The following is a 24,481-nucleotide window of genomic DNA, read 5'->3' as shown; positions in this document are numbered from 1 at the left end:
GGCTTTTATGGCTTCTTTTAAAAAGATATTTTGGATTAATGTTATTATTGTTATTATTGTAGCTTTTAATCTTAGAGCCCCAATTACTGCAGTGGGGCCTATTATTGATATTATTAAAGATAAGTATTATTTAAACTCAACCGTAGCAGGCATACTTACAAGTCTTCCTTTGATAGCTTTTGGAAGTATTTCTTTTATTGTGGGGTATTTTTCTCCTATTCGTGCTATTGTTTTTGGAATTTTTTAATTTTTTTAGGCGAAATTATTCGTTCTTATTTTGGTGTATATGGCTTATTTTTAGGAATGTTAGCAATGGGCTGTGGTATAGCAATTGCAAATGTTTTACTTCCTAGTTTTATTAAAGAAAAATTTCCAAAAAAATGGCAAGTATAATGGGAATTTATAGTCTTGTTTTGAGTATTTCTTCGATTATGGGTATTGCTTTAGCTATACCTTTGCTTAGTGTATTTGATTTAGCTGGAGCTATGTTTTTCTGGGCTATTTTTTCTTTTGTAGCTTTAGTAGTTTACTATCCTCAAGCTAAAAATGGTAGATTTTTTCGTATTAAGAAAAAAGCTCATAAAAAAATCAATCTTTTTATAAATTTAACAACTTGGAAAATTACTCTTTTTATGGGATTTCAAAGTTTTTTAGCTTATTCTTTGTTTTTTTGGTATGTTCAAATTGTTGTAGAAAAAGGATTTGATAAAGAATTTTCTACAAGTATGGTTTTATTTGCTCAACTTGTTGCAGCTCCAGTGTCTCTTTTTGGCCCTTTACTTTTAGGAAAATTAAGACAAAATTTACATACTTTTTACATAGCAGGTTTGTGCAGTATGTATGTGATCGCTTTTGGTATGCTCTTTATTTTTGATAGTAAAATTTCTATTACTATCAGTGCTTTTATCATGGGTTTTCCATGGGGTGGAGTTTTTGGCATTGCGTTGCTTTTTATTGCACAAAAAAGCTCTAATGCTCAAATAGCAGCGAGACTTTCTGCTTTAGCTCAGGGTTTTGGATATTTAATTGCAGCACAAGGACAATGGATTATAGGTTTTTTGCATGACAAATTTGAAAATTTTTCATTTGCTATTTTGATGTTAGTTTTTGTTGGAATTTTAGTAAATATCTTTGGATATTTATCTTATAAAAGTCAAATTATCAAATAAAGCTTTTTGGATTAGCATATCTGCGCCATTTTTTTGGGTTATATTTTGCAATCTTGTAGAAATATTTTCTAGATTTAGTTTTAATATTGACTTAAAAAATTCATCAAGATTAATAGAGTTTTGCGTAAAAATTTGACATAAAGCTTGATCTTGTAAAAATTTAGCATTAAAGTATTGATGATTTTTAGCTGCATAAGGATAAGGTATAAAAATAGTGGGCAAAGTATTAGCACAAAGTTCAAAAAGAGTACTTGCACCTGCTCTTGATATAGCCAGATCTGCATTTTTCATTTTTTCTTCCAAATTTAAACTAAAATCAAAAATATCAGCTTGGATATTTAAGCTTTGATAATGTTTTTTGCACTTTTCAAAATCATTTTTTCCACATTGATGGATGATTTTGATATTTTGTTCTTGAAGTTTTGGTGCTAAATTTAAAGCTAGTTCGTTGATAAATTGAGCTCCTTGTGATCCTCCTAAGAAAATAATATTTTTTAATTCTTTGCGAATCCTAGCATTATCAAAAAATTTATCTGCTACAGGATAAGGGCTAATTTCTTTTTCAAAGGCGCTAAAAAATTTTGTAGCGAAAGGTTTTAAAAGCATATTTAAAGAGCCGCTTTTTGAATTTTGTTCATGTATAAAAAGAGGCAAATGTGAGAATAAAGCCGCAAAAGATGCAGGAGCTGCACTGTATCCACCTACACTAAAAACGGCTTGGATGTGGTATTTTTTAAAAATTTCTCTACAATCTTTGGAGAGTTTTAAGGTGTGGAGTAAAGAACTGATTTTGTCAAATTTGCTTTGATTAACCACTCCTTTAGAGCTTAAAAAAAATTTTTCCTTAAAGCGTACTTCATTTTCAAACCAAGCTTTATCTTGACCATTTTGACTGCCTATGTATACACATTCTATATTTTTTTTAATCGCACTTTCTAATAAGCAACGCACTATGGCCAAATGTCCTCCAGTTCCACCACCCGTTAAAGCTATTGTCATAATTTAACCTTTTTTGAAATCATTAATACATATCCTATGCCTATGCAAATTGCCCACATTGAACTTCCTCCATAGCTTAAAAGTGGAACCGCTACACCTTTTAGTGGAGTAAGAGAAATAATACCAAAAGCATTCATAAAGAAAGAAAAAAGTAAAAGTAAGGCTATGCCTGAACAAAAAATAAAATCTTGTTTAGCTTCACATCTTCCTGCAATTCTAAAAATTCTTAAAATCATCCAAAGATAAATATAGCAAATAACCCCAAGACCTAAAAGTCCTATTTCTTCAGTAATTCCTGAAAGAACAAAGTCAGTATGCACTTCACTTAAAAAGCCTAATTTAAAAGTTCCAAGTCCTAGGCCTTCGCCAAACATTCCTCCATGGGCTATAGCATTTAAAGAGTGTGAAATTTGATAAGGCTCGCTGTTGCTACTTACTCTTAAAGCATTTGCCAGCCAATCAGGAAGCATAGGTAAAAAAGCATCTTGTATATTCCCCCACCAAGAAGCGATTCTTTGAATTCTTCTTTGGTTACTAAAAATTACCATTATACCTATCATCATAATGATTAAAGTTCCAAAAGCAAAAAGTCTTTTGCTAGCTCCTGCAAAAAAAGCTAAAGCTAGAATCAAAAAGAAAGAAATTACACTTTGTCCTAAATCGTTTTGAGTGATATAAATATATCCTATAACTATAGAAGCTAAGATACAATAAGGCAGAAGAATTAAAGCCTCGTGTCTGATAGCTTTTTTACTATCATCAATACGCCTTGTATAGCTCCATGCTAAAAAATAAATCAATCCTATTTTAAAAAATTCCACAGGAGAGATAGAGAGTGGGCCTAAGCGTATCCAGCGTTTAGCTCCTCCGCTAGCTGTTGCTAATGCAGAAGGTAAAAATGGCAAAATGATGATAAAGATAAAAGAAATAATCAAAATAGCTAAAATAATTTTTTTAGAAAGTGCTTTATCAGGATCCAATCGAGAAATAAAAAACATTATAAGTATGCCACTAATTCCAAAAAAAAGCTGACGAATAAAAAAATGAAACTCGCTATAGTCAAGAAAAAGAACAGTAAAAGCTGTAAGAGAGTATGAAAATACTATTCCTATGGTGATTAAAATACAACTTAAATAAAATAATCTTTTATCAGCAACCATTATAATTATAACTTTTCTTTATTGGAATTAAAATTTTAAAAAGTTTTATTATAACTAAAATAAATTAAATTTTTTGCTAAGTTTTTGTAAGGAAAATTTGCTAAAATTAACAATAAAAATATAACAAAAAAGGCAAATTATGAATCAAATCCATAAAATTCTCATAGCAAATAGAGCTGAAATAGCTGTTAGAGTAATCCGTGCTTGTAGAGATTTACATATTAAAAGTGTTGCAGTTTTTACAGAGCCTGATCGTGAATGTTTGCATGTAAAAATCGCAGATGAGGCTTATCGCATAGGAACGGATGCTATAAGAGGATATTTAGATGTTGCTCGTATTGTCGAGATTGCTAAGGCTTGTGGTGCTGATGCGATCCATCCTGGTTATGGATTTTTAAGTGAGAATTACGAATTTGCTAAGGCTTGTGAAGATGCTGGAATTATTTTTATAGGTCCAAAATCTGAAGTAATCCATAAGATGGGAAATAAAAATATCGCTCGTAAGTTAATGGCTAAAAATGGCATACCTATTGTTCCAGGGACTGAAAAATTAAATTCCTATAGCATGGAAGAAATTAAAATTTTTGCTGAGAAGATTGGTTATCCTGTTATTTTAAAAGCTTCAGGTGGTGGAGGTGGACGCGGAATTCGCGTTGTTCATAAAGAACAAGATCTTGAAAATGCCTTTGAATCTTGCAAAAGAGAAGCTTTAACATACTTTAATAATGATGAAGTATTTATGGAAAAATATGTAGTTAATCCCAGACATATAGAATTTCAAATTTTAGGAGATAACTACGGAAATATTATCCATCTTTGTGAAAGGGATTGTTCTATTCAAAGAAGACATCAAAAGGTAATTGAGATAGCACCTTGCCCTGGAATTTCAGATAATCTTAGAAAAACCATGGGTGTTACAGCTGTGGCAGCTGCTAAGGCTGTAGGTTATACAAATGCTGGAACTATAGAGTTTTTGCTTGATGATTATAATCGCTTTTATTTTATGGAAATGAATACAAGAATTCAAGTTGAGCATCCAATTACTGAAGAAATTACAGGTATTGATCTTATTGTAAGACAAATTCGTATTGCAGCAGGAGAAATTTTGGACTTAGAACAAAGCGATATTAAACCTAGGGGTTTTGCTATTGAAGCTAGAATTACTGCTGAAAATGTATGGAAAAATTTTATTCCAAGTCCTGGAAAAATAGGAGAATACTACCCAGCTCTTGGACCATCTGTTAGGGTTGATAGTCATATTTATAAAGACTATACTGTGCCGCCTTATTATGATTCCATGCTTGCAAAGCTTATTATTAAAGCAACAAGTTATGATTTAGCGGTTAATAAACTTGAGCGTGCTTTGAAGGAATTTGTGATTGATGATATTAGAACAACAATACCATTTTTAATTGCCATTACAAAAACAAGAGAATTTAGAAGGGGGTATTTAGACACCTCTTTCATAGAAACACATATGCAAGAATTATTAGAAAAAACAGAAGATCGTCATCAAGAAAATAAAGAAGAAGTTATAGCTGCAATAGCTGCTACGCTTAAAAAAATACGAGAAAGTAGGGAATAATAGATGGATTTTTTAGACAGTCTTAAAAGTATTAAAAAAGAAATGCAAGCTAACACCAATACTTCAAAATTAGCGAAGAAATCAAGCAAGAGTGGTGCAAGTGTAAAAAATTTAGAAAAACTAGCTAAAGATATTCGCGAAAAAAATCAAGAAACAAACATAGATAAGGAAATGCAAGAAATTTTCTTAAAGCAAGAAAAACTACAGGATGAATTTTCCGAATTTATCAAAAATACAGATATTAAGAAAATTTAATGCTTGAGATTGGTTTTTGTACTCTTGAAGATCAGTGTCCTTACTTAAAGGATAAACGTTCAAGAATAGAGTATAAATACATTGAAAATTGCCCTAAAGAAATCAATAATGAGCTAATAAAACGAGGTTGGCGTCGTTTTGGTAGGTATTTTTCACGCCCTATTTGTAAAGATTGTGATGAATGTTTAAGTCTTAGAATTTTAGTTAATGAATATAATTTTTCAAGAAGTGAAAGAAGGGTTGTAAATAAAAATATTAATACCAAAGTTATACTTAGAACGCCCAATTTAAGCAATGAACATTTGTTTTTATATGATAAATACCATCGTTTTATGGAAGAAAAAAAGAACTGGAAGCGTTATGATTTAAGCTTTAAACAGTATTATAATCTTTATGTCGATGGTTTTATGAATTTTGGATATGAGCTTGCATTTTATATAGAAGATAAGCTCGTTTGTGTTGATTTGATTGATATTTTAGAGGATGGAATTTCAAGCATTTATTGTTTTTATGATCCTGATTTTTCGTATTTTTCTTTGGGTAAATTTTCTTTGCTCAATGAAATACAAATAGCTAAAAAAATGAACTTAGATTATATTTATCTTGGGTATTTTGTAAAAAAGTGTCAATCTTTATCTTATAAAGCCGATTATACACCCAATGAAATTTTAAAAGGCACTAAAGAGCTTTTTGAAAATGAGGTTTTATGGGAGAAATAGATGCAAATCGTGCAAACTTTAGAAACTATCAATGTTAATACAGATGATATTAGCGTATTTCAGTATTTTAAAGACTTGATTACCAAAAATTTCACAAAGGTCATAGGACGAAAAAATAAAATTTTTTCTTTTTTTGAAGAAAATGAAATTCCACAGCGCCGTTATTTCTTAAAAGTTTTAGATCAAAAATATCGCAAAAGCACAAATGAAGGTATAGAGAATTTACAAGATGCTCATTTTAAAACTTTTAGATTAATTTTTGAGCAAAATAATATGCTTAAGCCTATGTTGTTTATCAAGATTGATTTTGTTGCGGGTAGAATTTTGATGAAGTTAAGCTCTAATGAAAAATTATTTATTACTTATATAAGAAATTATTTTCAAGATCATAATATAGAATATAATGAAATGACAAATATTCTAATTTTAGAATATAAAAACGAGAATACCCTTGAACTTTTTGAAGCTTTTGCAGATGAGAGCGAGCATTTAAAATATTGCGTGAATTTTGAAGTTGACCGCGAAGAGTATAAAAAATTTCGCCAAAATATTCACAATAAAGAAAATATGAAATGGAAATTTAATGCTTTAGCTAAGCTTTTTAGTAATTATTTTAATACTTTAGAATGCACTCCGCAAAATGATCTTAGTGAAATCAGACAAAAATATTTGATTTTGGTAAAACTTTATCATCCTGATTTTCATCAAGGAAAAAGTGCAATAGAAAAAGCTTACGCAAGAGAACAGTTTGAAAAAATACAAATCGCCTATGATAACTTAAAAGCACTTTATAAGAATAATACTTAAAAAAATTAAATTAATCATTTTGGTTAATTTAATTTTTCTCTCTCATAAATTTTTCTTAATTTGCTATCTAGTTTAAAACAAAATTTAAAAAGTGCAGGTACTACGAGTAAGGTAAGCAAAGTCGAACTTATAAGTCCAAAGATAATGGCTATTGCCATAGGAGAATTAGCTTCATAGCCCGCACCCCTTGAAAGAGCAAGTGGGAGCATAGCAAAAATCATAGCAAAAGTTGTCATCAATATAGCCCTTAAGCGCGATTTTCCAGCGATTAAAAGAGCTTTATCGGGATCTAAACCTTCATGGCATTTTTTATTAGCTACATCTACGAGTAAAATAGCATTTTTCCCCACCATACCAAAAAGTAAGATGATGGCAATAAGTACAAAAAGTGAAAAATTATGCCCTGTGATAAAAAGCCCTATAGAAGCTCCGCCAAAGGCTAAAGGCATGGTTATCATGATGATTAAAGGCAGAATAAAACTTTCATAAAGTGCGGCTAAAACAAGATAAATTAAAACAAAAGCAAGTGCTACTGCCATAGCAAAACCTTGCACGGTTTCACCTAAAAGATTGATAAAGCCTGAAAAAGCATAGCTAAGACTTGGATTGTTATTTAAAATTTTATCCATATTATCTAGTAAAAGTTTTTGCACCGCTCCTAAGGAAAGATCATTCACTCCAGCTGTGATTTTCACAGAGCGGTTTTTATTGTAACGATTGATAGTTTTTAAATCTTTACTGTATATAAAATCCACCACGCTTGAAAGTTCTAAATTTATACCTTGGTTGTTTTTAATGCTAATGCGCTTTAAAGCTTCTATGTCTTTTTTAAATTCTGGAGCAAAACTTAGGATAATATCATCTTTTGAATTGCCTCTATCCATGCTTCCTACGCTAAGTTGCGAGAAAGAATACCCTAAAACCCCAGCGATATATTGAGGATTGACATCTAAAAGTTTGGCTTTTTCTTTGTTGATGTGTAAGGCTACTTCATCTTTTGTAGCATTAGCATTATCACTTATATCTACAATGCGTGCATTAGTGCCTAAAATTTCTTTTGCCTGAGAAGCAGCTCCTTTTAGAGTGTTTAAATCATCTCCTAAGATTAAAAATTGCACGGGATCATCAATGCCTGCACCCTCTATCTTTGGAAGTTCTAAAATTTTGATTTTTAAACTTTCATCTTGAAATTTTTGACGATATAAACTTACTATGGCACTTTGTCTTAAATTTCTTTCGTCTAAATTTTTAAGTTTAACATAAATTTTAGCCTTTGTAGCATCTTTGGCATCATCATAGCCTACAAGTAAAAAAGCGTATTTGACATTGCTATCATTTTTGATTTTTTCAAGCAAATTTAAACTTTTTTCTTTCATGGCTTCTAAACTTAAATCCTTTTTGCTTTCAAGCAAAACTTGAATTTCACTATCATCTTCCATAGGTAAAAAATCAAGCCCTATGCGAGTGGCTAAAGCAAAAGAAAGCCCTATAAAAACAAGAGTGGCTAGGATAAATTTTACTTTATTTTGTAAAATTTTATAGAGTAAATTTTCATACTTTTGCTCTATTTTTTCAAAAAAAGCTTCTGTTTTTTCATAAAACTTGTTTTCTTTTGGATTTAAAAATCTTGCCCCAATACTAGGTATTAAAAATACAGAAACCAAAAAGCTTATAACTATCCCACTTGCAACGCTTATGCCTAAGGCATTGAAAAAAAGCCCTGATATAGAGTTCATATAAGAAATAGGGATAAAAACACAAAGTAAAACTATACTTATGCTTAAAACGCTAAAACCTATTTCATTGATACCCAAAAAAGCAGCTTGTAAAGGCGGATAAGTTTTTAGTTTTTTAGCAATATTTTCAATCACTACTATAGCATCATCGATAAAAATTCCTATGCTTAAGGTTAAAGCTATAAAAGTTAAGCGGTTTAAATCATAGCCTAAAAGATCAATAATAAAAAAAGTTGAAATGATAGAAGTAGGTATAGCTATGCAAGCAATGAGAGTTGCACTTAAATTTCTTAAAAATAAAAACACGATAACAAGGGTTAGAAAAATCCCCAAAACCATATCAAAAATCACTTGAGAAAGGTGCTTGTGGATATTTAAGCTTTTATCATAAAGCATATTAATGCTTATATCTTTTGGAATTTGTTTTTCTAAAATAGGCAAGGCATTTTTGACATTTTTAATCATTTCAAGGGTGTTATAATTTGTGATTTTTCCGAGTTCTAAAAGCACCCCTTCTTTACCTTCGTATAAAGCACTTTGTTTTTCATCTTCATAAAGGCTTGAAATATTAGCAATATCACTTAAAAATACTCCTGTTTTTATGCGAAGATTGCTAAGTTCTTCTAAATTTGTGGCTTCAAAATAGCCTTTGATGATATAGTTATCTTGATTGTTGTTAAGTTCGCCTAGGGCTTGTTTAAAATTTTGACTTTTGATGATATTTGCTACATCAAGGGCGTTAAGATTGTATTTTCTAAGTTGGTTTGGTTTTAATTCTATGCGAATTTGGGGTTCTAAAAACCCCTTAGCTTCGATTTTACCTACTCCTTCAACTCTTTGCAAAAAAGGTTTTATTTTGTCATTGATTTCACGCATGAGTTGTAATTTATCTTTAGAATATAGAAAAAGTGAAATAGCAGAACCAGAATCTGAACTGATTTTTTCAATTTCAGGCTTAGAAGGTAGGCTTAAAGTTCCTATTTTATCACGCACATCATTGGCAGCTACTTCAAGATTTTTACCCAGTTTAAACTCGACTACACTTACACTAAAATTATCATATGCAGCTGAGGTTATGGTCTTTACTCCATCGATTTCACTTAAAGCATTTTCTATTTCTTTAGTGACTTTTGATTCTACGAAATTTAAATCCCCATTTATCTTGCTTGTGATTTTTATAAGAGGTATGGAAACATTAGGAAATAAATTTACACTCATGCTAAAAGCAGAGATTAGCCCAAAAATCATAAGAGCTAAGAAAAACATTAGCACGGTAATAGGTCGGTTTATAGCTAGTTTAAACATTTTTAATCTTTAGTGATGATTCTACCTTCACCAAAAAGCCCTGGTGTTAGATTTGTGGTTTGCACTTCAGCATAAATTTTTCTTGTTTTTACTTCTATACTTGGATAAATAAGGTTGATTTTTCCTTTCAATTCTGTACCATTTTGATCGATTTTATAAAAGAAATCATCGCCTAATCTAACTTTATCTTTATATTTTTCATCAAAACTTAAAATCAGTTTGCTTTGTGGATAGGAAAAAATTTCTATTAAAGGTTGAGCTACTCCTCCTACTCCTTCGCCCACTTGTATAAATTTGTTTGCGATAATAGCATCATAAGGTGCGCGTAATTCTTTTTTTGCCATGATATTTTTATAATAAGCTATATTGATTTTTGCTTTGTTTAAATTTAAATTAGCAGCATCAAACTTAGCTTTCATATCTTCATAGCTTTGTTTGTCTATAACATTTTCTACAGCTTTGATTTTTTGCATCCTACTTTTGGTATTTTCGTATTCTACAAGGGCAAGTTGATAAGAATTTTGAGCATTTTGAAGAGCTATTTTTTCACTTTCTTGATCAAGAGCAAGTAAAAGTTCTCCTTTGCTGACTTTTTGTCCAATTTCTACAGGAATTTTTTGAACCAAACCTATGCTTTCAAGGGCAAGTTTGCTTTGTTTTGATGCTTCTACATTGAAACTTGCGTAAATTTCTTCGCCAAAGGCGCAATTAAAAACAAGAAGTAAAAATAGAATTTTTTTCATTCTTTAACCTTTGAATTAAGATCTATACCCGCATTAAAATAATAATTTGCTTTAGTAATTTCAAATTCATTTTTAGCAAGCTCTAAATCGCTTTGTGCTTTAAATTTAACCTCTAAAGCTTGAAGATATTCTACATAAGAAACAAGTCCTGCTTGGTATTTTTTATCTACACTTTCAAAAGCTAAATTTGCAGCATTTAAGCTAAGATTAAGAGCTAAAATTTGTTCTTGTAAAACTTTTAAACTTTTGTCTAAATAATTTAATTCTTCTTTATTTTTTCTCTCGCTAAATCTTGCATTTGCATTGGCTATTTGAACATTTAAACGCTCTTTTTCAACTTCTTTAGCCCTTGCATTGAAATCAAAAATTTTCCATTCCATACCTAAAATAAATTGATTACCTTGAGAATATTTTTCTAAGAATTGATCCGCTAAATTTGCAAAAGGAGCTGGAACTTTTGGATTATAATTGTTTTTATAAAAGTTAAAATTATCTTGAATATAAAATTTTGGAAAATATTCAGCTTTTGCTAAATTTACACTTTCTTTAGCAATATTGATTTGTTCTTTAGCTATCATTACTTCATAGTTTTGACTTTTTTCTTGTTGCGGATTTTCTAAAAAAGCATTTCCTTGCACTTTAAAATCTGTATCGCTTAAAATTTTAATCTCTTTTTGTATATTGGCAAGTTTTAATTCATTTTGACTGAGCTCTAATAAGCTTAAATGGTATTTAGCCTTAATGCTTTCAAGTTCATCTTTAGGGCTAAGTCCTGCGTCGTAAAATTTTTGCAATCTTTCAAAAGTTGATTTTAAAAAAGATACTTTTTGTTGATTGGCTAGTAAAATTTTTTCAAGACTTAAGGTGTTAAAATAAAGTGTGATTGCATTTAGGGCAAGGTAATTTTTATTTTGTTCTTTGTCTAAAAGGCTTAATTTTTCTCTGCTTTCTAAAGCTCTTAAATTAGCCTCTCTAGCACCCCCATCAAAAAGCAAAAAATTAAGAGAAACTTTAGCAAATAAACTTTCTTGTGGATCGATAATGAAGCGATCTTTATTGTTGGCTACATAAGCTGAGTTTAGACTAAGAGAGGGTAGGTAATTTCTAAAAGCTTGTTCTTTGTATAAATTTGCTTGTTCGCTTTGCATTTGCTTAATGAGATAGGATTCATTATTTTGACTTAGTGCTATAAATTCGTGCAAATTAGAAGCTAACATTGCTAAGGGATAAAGAGCTAAAAATATAGCTGATTTTAAATATTTTTCAAACATTTTGATATTTTAATATGTTTTATATAAATTTCAATTGAAGTTTTTTATATAAAAAAAATTTATTTGTTTTAAACATAAATTTTGTTAAAATCCTAGCTTTAAAATTTTATATTTAGGATGAAATTTTGTCGGTAAAAAATATTAGAAATTTTTCTATTATAGCTCATATAGATCATGGAAAATCTACTCTTGCAGATAGGATTATTAGTGAGTGTGGTGCTATTAGCGATAGGCAGATGAGTTCACAAGTTATGGATACTATGGATATAGAAAAAGAGCGTGGTATCACCATAAAAGCACAATCAGTGCGTTTAAATTATAAATTTAATAATGAAAATTTTGTTTTAAATCTTATTGATACTCCTGGCCATGTGGATTTTTCTTATGAAGTGAGTCGTTCTTTGGCAAGTTGTGAAGGAGCTTTGCTTGTAGTAGATGCTTCTCAAGGTGTTGAAGCACAGACTATAGCTAATGTTTATATAGCGCTTGAAAATAATCTTGAAATCATTCCTGTGATTAATAAAATCGATTTACCTAATGCTGATGTTGAGAAAGTAAAGCATGAAATCGAGCATATTATAGGTATAGATTGCAAAGATGCAATTTGCGTGAGTGCAAAAACAGGAGTGGGTATAAAAGAGCTTATAGAAACAATTATTACTAAAATCCCTGCACCAAAAACAGATGATGAAGCTCCTACTAAGGCTTTAATTTATGATTCTTGGTTTGATAATTATTTGGGTGCTTTGGCTTTGGTTAGGATTTATGAAGGAAGTATTGCTAAAAACGATGAAGTTTTAGTCATGAGTACGGATAAAAAACATATAGTTCAAGATCTTTTTTATCCCCACCCTTTAAGTCCAATTAAAACTCAATCTTTACAATCAGGCGAAGTAGGTGTGGTGGTTTTAGGGCTTAAAACCGTAGGTGATGTACAAGTAGGCGATACCATCACTTTGGTAAAAAACAAAGCTAAAGAAGCCATAGGTGGTTTTGAAAAGGCTAAAGCTTTTGTGTTTGCGGGACTTTATCCTATAGAAACGGATAAATTTGAAGATTTAAGAGATGCTTTGGATAAATTAAAGCTTAATGATAGTTCTATTACTTATGAGCCTGAAACTTCTTTGGCCTTAGGCTTTGGTTTTAGGGTAGGATTTTTAGGGCTTTTACATATGGAAGTTATCAAAGAAAGGCTTGAGAGAGAATTTAATCTTGATTTGATTGCTACAGCTCCAACTGTGACTTATGAAATTTATCAAACCGATGGAGAGCTTATTAAAATTCAAAATCCTAGCGAGCTTCCTCCTGTTAATAAAATCGATCATATAAAAGAGCCTTATGTTAAAGCTACTATCATTACTCCAAGTGAATTTTTAGGGAATTTAATCACTCTTTTAAATCGCAAAAGAGGAGTACAGGTTAAAATGGACTATATCACACCTGAGCGTGTTTTGCTAGAATATGATGTGCCTTTAAATGAGATTGTGATGGATTTTTATGATAAATTAAAGTCCTTAACAAAAGGTTATGCGAGTTTTGATTATGAGCCTATAGAATTTAGAGTAGGGGATTTGGTAAAACTTGATATTAAGGTAGCGGGTGAAAATGTTGATGCGTTAAGCATTATCGTGCCTAATGAAAAAGCGCAAAGTAAAGGAAGAGAACTTGTTAGTGCTATGAAAGAAATAGTTCCTAGACAGCTTTTTGAAGTGGCCATTCAAGCAAGTATTGGAAATAAAATCATCGCAAGAGAAACTGTTAAATCCATGGGTAAAAATGTGACAGCAAAATGTTATGGTGGGGATATTACTAGAAAAAGAAAGCTTTTAGAAAAGCAAAAAGAAGGTAAAAAAAGAATGAAAGCTATAGGTAAGGTAAATTTACCTCAAGAGGCTTTTTTGAGTGTTTTAAAGATAGATTGATGATAAATTTAAAACTTGGCTTGAAATTTGCTTGTATTTTTAATACAATTTTAAAATAATTTTCTAAGGAGAAAAAATGTTTAAAAAATTTTTGATTTTTATAGTGCCTATTTTATTTTTGAGTGCTTGTGCAACTAAACAAGATACTTTTGCTCAAGTTAATCAAATTTCTAAAAATTCTCAATGCAGTTCTTGTGAAAGTCCTGGTGGTTTTGAAGCAAAGATTAAAGGGCTTTTATACATTAGCGATGTTGGAATTCAATGTTGTGCCAATAAACGCACTTTAGACACTGGTATTGCTTTGAAAAAGGTTTATTTACATAGATTTTATGATTTAAAAGAAGGGCAAAAGGTTTTAAATGCTAAAGGGAAAAAGTTATTTGTCGATGTGAATTTTAATGCGGTATTTTATACTTATTTAAAACAAGAACTTGAAGCTAGAGGAATAGTTGTGCTTGACAATAACGATCAAAATTCACCTTATGTGAGTAAGATTGATTTAGAATTTATATCTTATGGAGCAACTCAAGATGCTATAGGATTACATTCAAAACTAGTAGGAGTTTTACAAGTTAGTGATATAAATAAAAATAAGAAATTTACAATCCGCACCAAGCAAGATGTACAAGGTTTTGATGATTTAAAAGAAACAACTTTTTATACTCATTTGTTAATAAAACAAATGGCAAATAAAGCAGCTAGTTTAATCTCTGAACTTTGAGGTGTATAAATTGCGGAGCTTTTGCTCTGCTCTGCTTTTGTGAATTATGCGAGCTAGAGCTTTCTGAATTTTCCTTAAATGTAAGAAAGCTTGATAATAATTTCAAAGTCTATTCTTTTTATAAATACCATGAAATACAACACTTGCTTCACTCTAAACATTATTTTTATGGTTATTTTGTTTATAAAATGCTTGCTAAATTAAGTTTTGCAAAATTTAAAGATTTTTTTGATCCTAGAATGACAATTAATGTTATAGCTTTAGATGATAAGGTTGAAGATATGCTTTATTCACATTCTGCTATTTTAGCTAGATATCTTAAAACAAAATTTGTAAAACCTGTTTTTAATGTTTTAAAAGCACAAAATCATATTAAATATTCTGGAAAAAGTTTAGAATTTCGTCAAAAACATAAAAGAAATTACAAACTCTTAAAAACCATTCACGAACCTGTAATTTTAGTAGATGATATTGTAACGACTGGTTCTAGCCTTTTGGAAGCTAAAAAAGTTTTAGAAGAAAATAAAATTTCTGTACTTTTTGCTCTTGTTTTAGCTGATGCAAAAGTTTAATATGCTATAATCAAAACTTTGAACTAATAGAAGGATTTTTATGGAGAATATTTTTAGCAAAGATTCTGATATTGAACTTGTAGATATAGAAAATTCTATAAAAAGTAGTTACTTAGACTATTCTATGAGTGTTATTATAGGTCGTGCTTTGCCTGACGCAAGAGATGGTTTAAAGCCTGTTCATAGAAGAATTTTATATGCTATGCAAAATGATGAGGCAAAAAGTAGAACAGATTTTGTCAAATCAGCCCGTATAGTGGGTGCTGTTATAGGTCGTTATCATCCACATGGAGATACAGCAGTTTATGATGCTTTGGTTAGAATGGCTCAAGATTTTTCTATGAGATATCCAAGTATTACAGGACAAGGCAACTTTGGATCTATAGATGGTGATAGCGCTGCTGCGATGCGTTATACTGAAGCAAAAATGAGTAAACTTTCTCATGAGCTTTTAAAAGATATAGATAAAGATACGGTCGATTTTGTTCCAAATTATGATGGTTCAGAAAGTGAACCTGATGTCTTACCTTCTAGGGTTCCAAATTTATTATTAAATGGTTCAAGTGGTATAGCTGTAGGTATGGCGACAAACATCCCACCTCATAGTTTAAATGAGTTGATAGATGGACTTTTATATTTGCTTGATAGTAAAGATACAAGCTTAGAAGAGATTATGCAGTTTATCAAAGGTCCAGATTTTCCAACAGGTGGAATAATTTATGGTAAAAAAGGTATTATAGAAGCTTATCGCACAGGGCGTGGTCGCGTGAAAGTGCGCGCTAAAACTCATATTGAAAAAAAGACAAATAAAGATGTTATTGTTATAGATGAGCTTCCTTATCAAACCAATAAAGCTAGGCTTATAGAGCAGATTGCAGAGCTTGTTAAAGAAAAGCAAATTGAAGGAATATCTGAAGTAAGAGATGAGAGCAATAAAGAAGGAATCCGCGTTGTTATAGAGCTTAAACGTGAGGCTATGAGTGAAATTGTTTTAAACAATCTATTTAAATCTACTACTATGGAAAGTACTTTTGGTGTGATTATGTTGGCAATTCACAATAAAGAACCTAAAATTTTCTCTTTGTTAGAACTTTTAAATCTTTTCTTAACCCATAGAAAAACAGTTATTATTAGAAGAACGATTTTTGAACTTCAAAAGGCAAGAGCAAGAGCTCATATTTTAGAAGGTCTTAAAATTGCACTTGATAATATAGATGAAGTGATTGCTTTAATTAAAAATAGTTCTGATAATAATACCGCAAGAGATTCTTTGGTAGCTAAATTTGGTCTTAGTGAGCTTCAAGCCAATGCTATTTTAGATATGAAACTTGGTCGTTTAACAGGACTTGAAAGAGAAAAAATCGAAAATGAACTTGCAGAATTAATGAAAGAAATTGCAAGACTTGAAGAAATTTTAAAAAGTGAAACCTTGCTTGAAAATTTAATTCGCGATGAATTAAAAGAAATTAGAAGTAAATTTGATGTGCCACGTATTACTCAAATTGAAGATGATTATGATGATATTGATATTGAAGATTTGATTCCTAATGAAAATATGGTTGTAACTATTACGCATCGTGGTTATATTAAGCGTGTGCCTAGTAAACAATATGAAAAGCAAAAACGAGGCGGAAAAGGAAAATTAGCCGTTACGACTTATGATGATGATTTTATAGAAAGTTTCTTTACGGCAAATACACATGATACACTTATGTTTGTAACAGATCGTGGACAGCTTTATTGGCTTAAAGTTTATAAAATTCCTGAAGGCTCAAGAACGGCTAAAGGAAAAGCAGTGGTAAATCTTATTAATTTACAAGCTGAAGAAAAAATCATGGCTATTATTCCAACCACGGATTTTGATGAGAGTAAATCTTTATGTTTCTTTACTAAAAATGGTATTGTAAAGCGTACAAATTTGAGTGAATATCAAAATATCAGAAGTGTAGGAGTTAGAGCGATCAACTTGGATGAAAATGATGAGTTGGTAACTGCTATTATTGTTCAAAGAGATGAAGATGAAATTTTTGCCACTGGTGGTGAAGAAAATTTAGAAAATCAAGAAATTGAAAATTTAGATGATGAAAATCTTGAAAATGAAGAAAGTGTAAGCACACAAGGTAAAATGCTCTTTGCAGTAACCAAAAAAGGTATGTGTATCAAATTCCCACTTGCTAAAGTGCGTGAAATCGGCCGTGTAAGTCGTGGGGTGACGGCTATTAAGTTTAAAGAGAAAAATGACGAATTAGTAGGTGCAGTTGTTATAGAAAATGATGAGCAAGAAATTTTAAGCATAAGTGCAAAAGGTATAGGAAAACGCACAAATGCTGGAGAATATAGATTGCAAAGCAGAGGTGGTAAGGGTGTAATTTGTATGAAACTTACAGAAAAAACCAAAGATCTTATTAGCGTAGTTATAGTAGATGAAACTATGGATTTGATGGCTCTTACAAGTTCAGGTAAGATGATACGTGTTGATATGCAAAGCATTAGAAAAGCAGGGCGTAATACGAGTGGTGTCATTGTAGTTAATGTGGAAAATGACGAGGTGGTTAGCATCGCTAAGTGTCCTAAAGAGGAAAATGATGAGGATGAGTTAAGCGATGAAAACTTTGGTTTAGATTTGTAATAAGTTTAAAGTTGGAACGCTTATTGCTTTTTATTTTTTACTAATTACAATATTTTGAAGGTGTAAAAATGAAAAAAAATTATTTTATGCTAGCAATAGCAGGAATTCTCGCTGGTTGTGTACCAAGTGCAAACAGTGCAACTAAAAATTCAAGTGCAAATAGCACTGCCCCATCTCAAGATGTTATCGTGCAAAAAGTCGATAAAGATGATGTGCGTGATATTATCAGAGAAGAAAAAATGTTGGCTCCAGATGCTAGTGAAACGGAACTTAGTTTTACAGCAGTTGGTGAAGGGATTGCTCCGATGAATACAGTTTCTACTGCTCAAGCCCTAGCTTTAGCAAAAAGAGCAGCGATTACAGATGCTTACAGACAGCTTGCAAGTAAGCTTTATGGTGTGAAAGTGAATGGTAAAGATACTGTAAAAGATGCAATGCTTAGAAGTTCAACTATTACTGCGCAAGTAAATGGTTTGATAAAAAATGCAAGTATTATTGATCAGAATTTTAATCAAGGGCTTTATAGGGTAAACTTAGAACTTAAAATCGATGCAGACAAGTGGAAAGAATTGTTTGCTTATTAATCTTTCTTAGCTTTAAGCTTTTTGCCCAAGATGAATTTATTTTTTGGGCAGAGCTTTCTAGTAAAAATTTCATTCTCTTTCATCAAAATCAAAATTTATCCTTAGCAATGACGCAAAGCGAAAATGTTGAAGAACAATGGGTATGTGAAATTTCTTATAGTGATCAAGATTTAAAAGTTTTACCTCGAACTTCTTTAGGATTGATTGATGATAATATGCCAAAAACAATTAAATTTAATTTTTTGAATTCTCATAAAGATGAGTTAAGCGATTGCTTTATAGGGGCTAGAATCAGTGTTAAGGATATTGTTAATACTGACTTATTACGTGCTCAAAGTGAAACTTATGTTAAAATTTTACCCTTGCGTTTTACTGTGGAATTTGGCGAACAAAGTGCGATAATTTATTATCTTAAAAAAAAGTAAATTCAAAATTAAGCGCAAATTGGATACTATAGTAGAAATTTTTTAAAAGGCTTAGGATGAATTTAGTCATAGTAGAAGATGATATTAATATGCGCAAATCCTTAGAAATTGCATTAGCAGAGTATGAAGAATTTAATATTAAATCTTATAAATCTGCTACTGAAGCTTTAAAAAAAATAGATGAGAATACAGATTTGATTATTACAGATATTAATATGCCAGGAATTGATGGTATAGAATTTGTTAAAGCCTGTGAAAATAAATATGATTTTATTATTATGACAGGAAATGCTACTTTAAGCCGTGCTATAGAAGCGGTTCGTTTGGGAGTAAAAGATTTTTTAACCAAGCCTTTTGATGTTGATACTTTAGTCGAGGCTATTAAGCGTGCTAAAATCATAAGAGAAAAAACAGCCGATAAAAAAAGCAAAAAAAATGAAAAAAAAGAAGAAAATAAAGATTTTTTTTCAACTTCTCCTAATTTAGAAAAAACATTAAATTTAAGTCAAAAAGCGGCTAAAACTGATGCCTCTGTAATGTTTTTTGGAGAGAGTGGAGTAGGAAAAGAGGTATTTTCTCGTTATATTCACACTCATTCTAAACGCTCTAATAAGCCTTTTGTTGCTATTAATATGGCAGCCATTCCTGCAAATTTAATTGAAAGTGAGCTTTTTGGTTTTGAAAAAGGTGCTTTTACTGATGCTAATGCAACTAAAATAGGGCTTTTTGAAATGGCTAATGAGGGCACTTTATTTTTAGATGAAATTGGCGAAATGCCTTATGAAATTCAAGCCAAACTTTTAAGAGCTTTGCAAGAAAAAGAAATTACGCGACTTGGAAGTACAAAAAGCATCAAAATAGATGTAAGAATTATCAGTGCAACTAATGCAAATTTGGATGAAAAAATAAAAAATGGCGAATTTCGTTCAGATTTATATTATCGTTTAAACACTGTTCCTATTAATATCCCGCCTTTAAGAGAGCGTAAAGAAGAAATTTTAGGTATAGCTCAAAAGGTTTTAGAAGATACTTGTAAAGAATATGATTTTAAGGAAAAACAGCTCAGCCAAGAAGCTAAAAATGCTTTACTTGAATATGATTTTCCTGGTAATATTAGAGAATTAATATCCGTTGTACAAAGAGCTTGTATTTTAAGTGAAAATGATGAAATTTCAAGTGAAGATTTGTTCTTAGAAGCTAGAAGTATAAAAAAAGATGTAAAGAATTTAGAAAAAGAATTGATTTGTGAAGTTCTTTTAAGTGTAGATTATGACAAGGATCAAGCTTCTCAAATTTTAGGTATGGATATAAAAATTTTAAATGAAAAAATTAAAAAATATCAAATAAAGGATAAGTAATGTCAAAAAAACAAAAAATAGCCATTGTGGGTGCTACTGGTGCGGTTGGGGAAGAGCTTTTAAATGTTTTAGATGAACTTGATTTCCCAGTGGAAAGTATTTTACCTTTAGCAAGTGCAAAAAGTGTAGGTAGTGAAGTAGAATTTAAAGGCAAAGCTTATAAAGTCAAAGAACTTACCGAAAATGTATTTAAAGAAAATCCTATTGATATTGCTTTTTTTAGCGCAGGTGGAAGTGTGAGTGAAAAATATGCTAAATTTGCAGTAGAATCTGGTGCTGTTGTTATTGATAATACAAGTCATTTTAGAATGGAAAAAGATGTTCCTTTGGTGGTTCCTGAATGCAATCCTGAGGATATTAAAGATTGGAAAAAAACAGGGATTATTGCTAATCCAAATTGTTCTACTATACAAATGGTGCAAGTTTTAAAACCTTTAAATGATGCATTTAATTTAAAGCGTGTTGATGTAAGTACCTATCAGGCTGCAAGTGGAGCAGGAAAAGAAGGAATGCAAGAATTGGTTGAAGCTATGCAAAGTTTTTTTGCTTTTAAACTTGATGAATTTGAACCTCAAACTTTTCCTTATACTTTGGCACTTAATCTTATTCCACAAATTGATGTTTTTATGGATAATGATTACACTAAAGAAGAACTTAAAATGATTAATGAAACTCAAAAAATTTTACATAAAAATTTAGAAGTTTCGGCAACTTGTGTTAGAGTGCCTGTTTTAAGAAGTCATAGCGAAGCCATTACTATGCATTTTGAAAAAGAAATAGATGTAAAAAAAGCTAAAGAAATTTTAAAAAAAGCACCGAGTGTTATTGTCATAGATGATCCTAAAAATAAAAAATACCCTATGCCTTTAATGACTAGCGATACTAATGAAACTTATGTAGGAAGAATTCGTGCTGATGTGTATGATAAAAAAATACTCCATCTTTGGTGTGTGGCGGATCAAATTCGTGTAGGTGCTGCAACAAATGCTGTGCGTATTGCGCAAAAATGGTTAGAATTAAAAAATAAATAAGGAAAAAAATGTTAGAGAAAATATTTGAATCTTTACTTGTTAGAAGTCGTATTGTTACAATTTTACCCGTAATTTTTGGTTTAATTGGAGCTTTTGTATTGTTTTTTATTGCAAGTTATGATGTTTTAAAAGTTATATTTTATACTTATAATTATTTTTTTGATGCAGGTTCTAATGTGGATTTGCATGAGGATGTGGTGGCTTTAATTATAGGAGCTGTTGATCTTTATCTTATGGCTTTAGTTTTGTTTATTTTTTCTTTTGGAGTTTATGAGCTTTTTATCAGCGAAATAGAAGAATTTAAACAAACAAAACAAAGCAAGGTTTTAGAGGTGCATAGCTTAGATCAATTAAAAGACAAGCTTGCAAAAGTTATCATTATGGTCTTAGTAGTAAATTTCTTTCAAAGGGTTTTACAGATGAAATTTGCTACTCCTGTGGATATGGCTTTTCTTGCTGGATCGATTTTAGCTCTTTGTGTAGGACTTTATTTTTTACACAAAGGTGGTCATTAACAAGGATTATCTTTTTTTGATATAATCGTTTTTTTGTGTTTAAAGAATAAAAATGAAAAAAATATTTTTAATTGGTATGATTTTAAATCATTTTGTTTTTGCAGCTCCGTTAGATGAAGTCTTTAAAGATATAGAAGTTTCAGGGACTGTTCGTTATCGCTATGATATTAAAAAAGAAAAAAAATACAACAAAAAAACACATAGATATCAAAATAAAACACAAACAGAAATTACAATAAAATAAGGAAAATCATGATTGCACGCTGGTTGTTTATTAGTTCAATATTTGTTGTTGCGCTTTTTGGTATTAACTTGAAATCATTTTTTACTTATACCTTTGATGCAAATAAGCAATATGATATGGAAAAAGCGAAGGCTTTGTATTTTCAAAATAAATGCAATACTTGCCATGGAGATAATGCTGAAAAGAGTGTTATAGGATCTAGAATTTTAAAAGATATGTCTCCTGAGGATATTAAAGGAGCTTTGATAGGTTATACTCTTGATAGTAGCAGTTCTACAACAGCTTCTCAAATGGCTTTTTATGCTAGAAATTTAAGCCACGAGGATATAGATAATATTATTGCTTATATTAAAGGTGGAAATTTTGCGCTTGATTTGCAAGTAAAAGATCTTCTTGAAGAAGAACCTGCGCAAAAAACAAAACATAATATATTTCTAAAATAAAATGTAAAAACTATAATTAAAAGGAATACTATGAAAAAACTAACTTTAACTTTAAGTGTTTTAACTATGGTAAATTGCTTATATGCTAAGGATATTAATATAGGAGTAGTTTTACCTTTAACTGGAACTGTGGCAGCTTATGGGCAAGATGTTTTTAACGGAATTGAACTGGCTAATAAGCTACAGCCAAAACTTTCAAATGGAGATGTTATTAAACTTATCACAATAGATACAAAAGGAGATAAGCTTGAAACTTCAAATGGAGTTAATCGTTTAATAGCAACAGATAAAGTCCTTGGGATTATTGGTGAAGCTACAACTCCAAATACCATTCAAGCTATTTCTATAGCAGAAGAGAAAAAAATTCCCCTAATAGCTCCAGTGGCATCTGGAGATAAATTGCTAGATAAAAAGAAATATGCAAGTAGAGTTTGTTTTAAAGATAGTTTTCAAGGAGATAAATTTGCTACTTATGTATCTAAGGATTTAGGACTTAAAAATGCTGTTATCATCATAGATCAAAGCAATGTTTATTCTTTAGGTTTGGCAAGAGCTTTTGAAAATTCTTTTAAGAATAATGGTGGGAAAATTATAAAAAAACTTGTTATTAATTCAGGAGATAAAGATTTTAGAGCTGTGGTTTCTCAACTTAAGAGTTTAAATCCTGATTTTGTTTATATGCCTATTTATCATCCTGAAGCTGCTTTAATTGCGAGACAAGCAAGACAAATTGGTTTTGATAAACTTTTAGCAGCAGGAGATGGTGTTAACAATCAAACTTTTATAGATCTTGGCGGAAGTGCTGTTAATGGAGTAATTTTCACTGATAGTTTTGATTATAACAATCCATCTACACAATTAGGAAAAGATTTTGTTGTAGCTTATGAGAAAGTTAAAGGAACAAAAGAACTTCCAGCATTTTCGGCTATGGGGGCTGATGCGTATTTTGTAATGTTGAATGCTATGAATGCTTGCGTTGATAATCTTAGCAGCGAATGTATTAATAGCAAAATTCATCAAACTAAAGATTTTCAAGCTGTTGGTGGTGTGATTAGCATAGATGAAAGCGGTAATGCCATTCGTTCTGTTGTGATTAAAGAAATTCAAAATCAAAAACAAAATTATAAAACAATTATAAATCCATAATTACTAAAATAAAGGTAGAGAATGAAAAAAAGTTTAATTTTAGCAAGTATTCTAAGTTTAAGTTTAAGTGCTGCGGAAGTCAAAATAGGAGTTGTTTTACCGCTTAGCGGAGCTACTGCAGCATATGGACAAAGCGCACTAGAAGGGATTAAACTTGCAAATTCAATGCAATCAGCTTTAAGTAATGGAGATAAGGTTTCTCTTGCTATTATTGATACTAAAGGTGATAAATTAGAATCTTCGAGTGGAGCAAATCGTTTAGTTTCTCAAGATAAAGTTATAGGCCTTATAGGGGAAATGGTTACTGCTAATACATTGCAAGTTATGCGCGTAGCAGAAGATAATAAAATTCCATTGATCGCTCCTGCTGCAACTGGTGATAGATTGCTTGATAAAAAAATATATTCTTCTCGAGTATGTTTTATGGACAGTTTTCAAGGTTCATCTTTAGCAAAATATGTTTTTTCAAAACTTAATTACAAAAGTGCTGTTATTGTAGTAGATCAAAGCACTGACTATTCCTTAGGTTTAGCAAAAGCTTTTGAAAAACAGTACAAGTCTAATGGTGGTCAAATTCTTAGAATTTTAAGAGTTAATTCAGGTGATAAAGATTTTAGAGCTATTGTAGCTCAAGTTAAAAGTTTAAATCCAGAATTTATTTTTTTACCGCTTTATTATAGCGAAGCTTCTTTATTTGCAAGACAATCAAAACTCGCAGGTTTAAATATTCCTATGGGTTCTGCAGATGGAGTTGCTGATCAAACTTTTATTAGTTTAGCTGGAGATGCAAGCGAGGGTTATATTTTCACAGATAGTTTTGATGCTAATAATCCAACTACAAAATTAAGCAAAGAATTTATCAGTGTTTATGAAAAAGCTAAAGGAACAAAAGAAGTTCCAAATTTTTCAGCTATGGGTGCTGATGCGTATTTTGTAATGCTAAATGCTATGAATGCTTGCGTTGAAAATCTTACTAGTAAGTGTGTCAATGAAAAAATTCACCAAACTAAAAATTACCAAGGTGTTTCTGGTGTTATTAGCATTGATCAAACAGGAAATGCAGCTCGTTCTGTAGTGGTTAAAGAAATTAAAAATCAAAAGCAAAATTATAAAGATATTATCAATCCTTAAAGGAAAAATAG

Annotated in this window: 22 protein-coding genes and 1 pseudogene; 18 read left to right on the top strand and 5 right to left on the bottom strand. The window is 30.6% G+C overall.

Features of this window, described 5'->3' with window-relative positions:
* Positions 1-7: 7 nt before the first annotated feature.
* Positions 8-1,169, top strand: a pseudogene (locus tag FBE96_RS05090) (CynX/NimT family MFS transporter).
* On the opposite strand, the gene murG reads toward FBE96_RS05090, so the two are convergent.
* Together murG and ftsW are read right to left on the bottom strand one after the other, a co-directional pair.
* Entirely contained in the window at positions 1,140-2,168 is a 1,029-nt protein-coding gene (murG, locus tag FBE96_RS05085; protein ID WP_002871773.1) for an undecaprenyldiphospho-muramoylpentapeptide beta-N-acetylglucosaminyltransferase, read from the bottom strand. The pseudogene FBE96_RS05090 and the gene murG sit on opposite strands and share 30 nt — an antisense overlap.
* Positions 2,165-3,328 carry a putative lipid II flippase FtsW gene (ftsW, locus tag FBE96_RS05080; RefSeq protein ID WP_002853553.1) on the bottom strand — a complete coding sequence of 388 codons (1,164 nt, stop codon included), beginning with the start codon at positions 3,326-3,328 and terminating at the stop codon, positions 2,165-2,167. Before ftsW ends, murG begins: the two co-directional genes overlap by 4 nt.
* A 139-nt stretch (positions 3,329-3,467) precedes the next feature.
* Between ftsW and FBE96_RS05075 the strand changes: the two genes are divergently transcribed.
* The 4 genes from FBE96_RS05075 to FBE96_RS05060 are packed head-to-tail and all read left to right on the top strand — an operon-like array spanning position 3,468 to position 6,694.
* Complete coding sequence (locus tag FBE96_RS05075) at positions 3,468-4,913, top strand: acetyl-CoA carboxylase subunit A (protein WP_002856595.1); 1,446 nt, start codon at positions 3,468-3,470, stop codon at positions 4,911-4,913.
* A gap of 3 nt (positions 4,914-4,916) precedes the next feature.
* Positions 4,917-5,168 carry a hypothetical protein gene (locus tag FBE96_RS05070; RefSeq protein ID WP_002853000.1) on the top strand — a complete coding sequence of 84 codons (252 nt, stop codon included), beginning with the start codon at positions 4,917-4,919 and terminating at the stop codon, positions 5,166-5,168.
* On the top strand, positions 5,168-5,887 hold the full coding sequence (locus FBE96_RS05065) for an arginyltransferase (RefSeq protein ID WP_002853863.1): 720 nt from the start codon (positions 5,168-5,170) through the stop codon (positions 5,885-5,887). Before FBE96_RS05070 ends, FBE96_RS05065 begins: the two co-directional genes overlap by 1 nt.
* Positions 5,888-6,694, top strand: coding sequence for an adenylosuccinate lyase (locus FBE96_RS05060; RefSeq protein ID WP_002852998.1), 807 nt, complete (start codon positions 5,888-5,890; stop codon positions 6,692-6,694).
* 23 nt (positions 6,695-6,717) lie between these two features.
* On the opposite strand, the gene cmeF is transcribed toward FBE96_RS05060, so the two are convergent.
* Genes cmeF through cmeD form a run of 3 tightly spaced genes read right to left on the bottom strand, consistent with a single transcriptional unit; the run spans position 6,718 to position 11,749 of the window.
* The gene (cmeF, locus tag FBE96_RS05055; protein ID WP_002871772.1) at positions 6,718-9,735 is read right to left on the bottom strand and encodes a multidrug efflux RND transporter permease subunit CmeF; all 3,018 of its coding nucleotides are present in this window, start codon (positions 9,733-9,735) and stop codon (positions 6,718-6,720) included.
* A 2-nt stretch (positions 9,736-9,737) separates the two neighbouring features.
* A complete protein-coding gene (cmeE, locus tag FBE96_RS05050) occupies positions 9,738-10,478 on the bottom strand; it encodes a multidrug efflux RND transporter periplasmic adaptor subunit CmeE (RefSeq protein ID WP_002858463.1) in 741 nt (246 codons plus the stop codon).
* Entirely contained in the window at positions 10,475-11,749 is a 1,275-nt protein-coding gene (gene cmeD / locus FBE96_RS05045) for a multidrug efflux RND transporter outer membrane subunit CmeD (protein WP_002871771.1), read from the bottom strand. The genes cmeE and cmeD overlap by 4 nt, the downstream gene beginning before the upstream one ends.
* A 125-nt stretch (positions 11,750-11,874) precedes the next feature.
* On the opposite strand from cmeD, the gene lepA reads away from it, so the two are divergent.
* The 13 genes from lepA to FBE96_RS04980 all read left to right on the top strand — a co-directional run bounded on the left by lepA (position 11,875) and on the right by FBE96_RS04980 (position 24,470).
* Complete coding sequence (gene lepA / locus FBE96_RS05040) at positions 11,875-13,671, top strand: translation elongation factor 4 (protein ID WP_002837927.1); 1,797 nt, start codon at positions 11,875-11,877, stop codon at positions 13,669-13,671.
* A gap of 76 nt (positions 13,672-13,747) precedes the next feature.
* Positions 13,748-14,392, top strand: a complete 645-nt coding sequence (gene mapA, locus FBE96_RS05035; RefSeq protein ID WP_002852941.1) for an outer membrane lipoprotein MapA — start codon at positions 13,748-13,750, stop codon at positions 14,390-14,392.
* On the top strand, positions 14,389-14,964 hold the full coding sequence (locus FBE96_RS05030) for a ComF family protein (protein ID WP_002853564.1): 576 nt from the start codon (positions 14,389-14,391) through the stop codon (positions 14,962-14,964). The genes mapA and FBE96_RS05030 overlap by 4 nt, the downstream gene beginning before the upstream one ends.
* Positions 14,965-15,004: 40 nt before the next feature.
* Positions 15,005-17,593, top strand: coding sequence for a DNA topoisomerase (ATP-hydrolyzing) subunit A (gyrA, locus tag FBE96_RS05025; RefSeq protein ID WP_002871770.1), 2,589 nt, complete (start codon positions 15,005-15,007; stop codon positions 17,591-17,593).
* A 68-nt stretch (positions 17,594-17,661) separates the two neighbouring features.
* On the top strand, positions 17,662-18,177 hold the full coding sequence (gene flgP, locus FBE96_RS05020; protein ID WP_002871769.1) for a flagellar assembly lipoprotein FlgP: 516 nt from the start codon (positions 17,662-17,664) through the stop codon (positions 18,175-18,177).
* Positions 18,153-18,602 carry a flagellar assembly protein FlgQ gene (gene flgQ / locus FBE96_RS05015; RefSeq protein ID WP_002871768.1) on the top strand — a complete coding sequence of 150 codons (450 nt, stop codon included), beginning with the start codon at positions 18,153-18,155 and terminating at the stop codon, positions 18,600-18,602. Before flgP ends, flgQ begins: the two co-directional genes overlap by 25 nt.
* A gap of 56 nt (positions 18,603-18,658) precedes the next feature.
* A complete protein-coding gene (gene flgR, locus FBE96_RS05010; RefSeq protein ID WP_002867162.1) occupies positions 18,659-19,960 on the top strand; it encodes a fla regulon two-component system response regulator in 1,302 nt (433 codons plus the stop codon).
* Entirely contained in the window at positions 19,960-20,991 is a 1,032-nt protein-coding gene (locus FBE96_RS05005) for an aspartate-semialdehyde dehydrogenase (protein ID WP_002868665.1), read from the top strand. Before flgR ends, FBE96_RS05005 begins: the two co-directional genes overlap by 1 nt.
* An 8-nt stretch (positions 20,992-20,999) precedes the next feature.
* Entirely contained in the window at positions 21,000-21,506 is a 507-nt protein-coding gene (locus tag FBE96_RS05000; protein WP_002852919.1) for a YqhA family protein, read from the top strand.
* Positions 21,507-21,558: 52 nt separating this feature from the next.
* Positions 21,559-21,750 carry a mini-MOMP protein gene (locus FBE96_RS04995; protein WP_002853004.1) on the top strand — a complete coding sequence of 64 codons (192 nt, stop codon included), beginning with the start codon at positions 21,559-21,561 and terminating at the stop codon, positions 21,748-21,750.
* 8 nt (positions 21,751-21,758) lie between these two features.
* A complete protein-coding gene (locus tag FBE96_RS04990) occupies positions 21,759-22,193 on the top strand; it encodes a c-type cytochrome (RefSeq protein ID WP_002853050.1) in 435 nt (144 codons plus the stop codon).
* Between the two features lie 30 nt (positions 22,194-22,223).
* Positions 22,224-23,339 (top strand): ABC transporter substrate-binding protein, encoded by a 1,116-nt coding sequence (locus tag FBE96_RS04985; protein WP_002871766.1) that lies wholly within the window; start codon positions 22,224-22,226, stop codon positions 23,337-23,339.
* A gap of 21 nt (positions 23,340-23,360) precedes the next feature.
* A complete protein-coding gene (locus FBE96_RS04980) occupies positions 23,361-24,470 on the top strand; it encodes an ABC transporter substrate-binding protein (RefSeq protein WP_002871765.1) in 1,110 nt (369 codons plus the stop codon).
* The last annotated feature ends 11 nt before the right edge of the window (positions 24,471-24,481 follow it).

Source organism: Campylobacter sp. CFSAN093241 (assembly GCF_012889595.1).
GTDB lineage: Bacteria > Campylobacterota > Campylobacteria > Campylobacterales > Campylobacteraceae > Campylobacter_D > Campylobacter_D jejuni.
This window is presented reverse-complemented; position numbering and strand designations above follow the sequence as displayed.

Excerpts from the sequence above, each read along its gene's own strand:
- FBE96_RS04980 (WP_002871765.1), top strand. The coding sequence starts at position 23,361 with ATGAAAAAAAGTTTAATTTTAGCAAGTATTCTAAGTTTAAGTTTAAGT.
- cmeD (WP_002871771.1), bottom strand. The coding sequence starts at position 11,749 with ATGTTTGAAAAATATTTAAAATCAGCTATATTTTTAGCTCTTTATCCC.
- cmeE (WP_002858463.1), bottom strand. The coding sequence starts at position 10,478 with ATGAAAAAAATTCTATTTTTACTTCTTGTTTTTAATTGCGCCTTTGGC.
- FBE96_RS05070 (WP_002853000.1), top strand. The coding sequence starts at position 4,917 with ATGGATTTTTTAGACAGTCTTAAAAGTATTAAAAAAGAAATGCAAGCT.
- flgR (WP_002867162.1), top strand. The coding sequence starts at position 18,659 with ATGAATTTAGTCATAGTAGAAGATGATATTAATATGCGCAAATCCTTA.
- flgP (WP_002871769.1), top strand. The coding sequence starts at position 17,662 with ATGAAAAAAAATTATTTTATGCTAGCAATAGCAGGAATTCTCGCTGGT.
- FBE96_RS05060 (WP_002852998.1), top strand. The coding sequence starts at position 5,888 with ATGCAAATCGTGCAAACTTTAGAAACTATCAATGTTAATACAGATGAT.
- FBE96_RS04985 (WP_002871766.1), top strand. The coding sequence starts at position 22,224 with ATGAAAAAACTAACTTTAACTTTAAGTGTTTTAACTATGGTAAATTGC.
- FBE96_RS05075 (WP_002856595.1), top strand. The coding sequence starts at position 3,468 with ATGAATCAAATCCATAAAATTCTCATAGCAAATAGAGCTGAAATAGCT.
- gyrA (WP_002871770.1), top strand. The coding sequence starts at position 15,005 with ATGGAGAATATTTTTAGCAAAGATTCTGATATTGAACTTGTAGATATA.
- mapA (WP_002852941.1), top strand. The coding sequence starts at position 13,748 with ATGTTTAAAAAATTTTTGATTTTTATAGTGCCTATTTTATTTTTGAGT.
- murG (WP_002871773.1), bottom strand. The coding sequence starts at position 2,168 with ATGACAATAGCTTTAACGGGTGGTGGAACTGGAGGACATTTGGCCATA.
- FBE96_RS04990 (WP_002853050.1), top strand. The coding sequence starts at position 21,759 with ATGATTGCACGCTGGTTGTTTATTAGTTCAATATTTGTTGTTGCGCTT.
- FBE96_RS05000 (WP_002852919.1), top strand. The coding sequence starts at position 21,000 with ATGTTAGAGAAAATATTTGAATCTTTACTTGTTAGAAGTCGTATTGTT.
- ftsW (WP_002853553.1), bottom strand. The coding sequence starts at position 3,328 with ATGGTTGCTGATAAAAGATTATTTTATTTAAGTTGTATTTTAATCACC.
- FBE96_RS04995 (WP_002853004.1), top strand. The coding sequence starts at position 21,559 with ATGAAAAAAATATTTTTAATTGGTATGATTTTAAATCATTTTGTTTTT.
- FBE96_RS05005 (WP_002868665.1), top strand. The coding sequence starts at position 19,960 with ATGTCAAAAAAACAAAAAATAGCCATTGTGGGTGCTACTGGTGCGGTT.
- cmeF (WP_002871772.1), bottom strand. The coding sequence starts at position 9,735 with ATGTTTAAACTAGCTATAAACCGACCTATTACCGTGCTAATGTTTTTC.
- FBE96_RS05065 (WP_002853863.1), top strand. The coding sequence starts at position 5,168 with ATGCTTGAGATTGGTTTTTGTACTCTTGAAGATCAGTGTCCTTACTTA.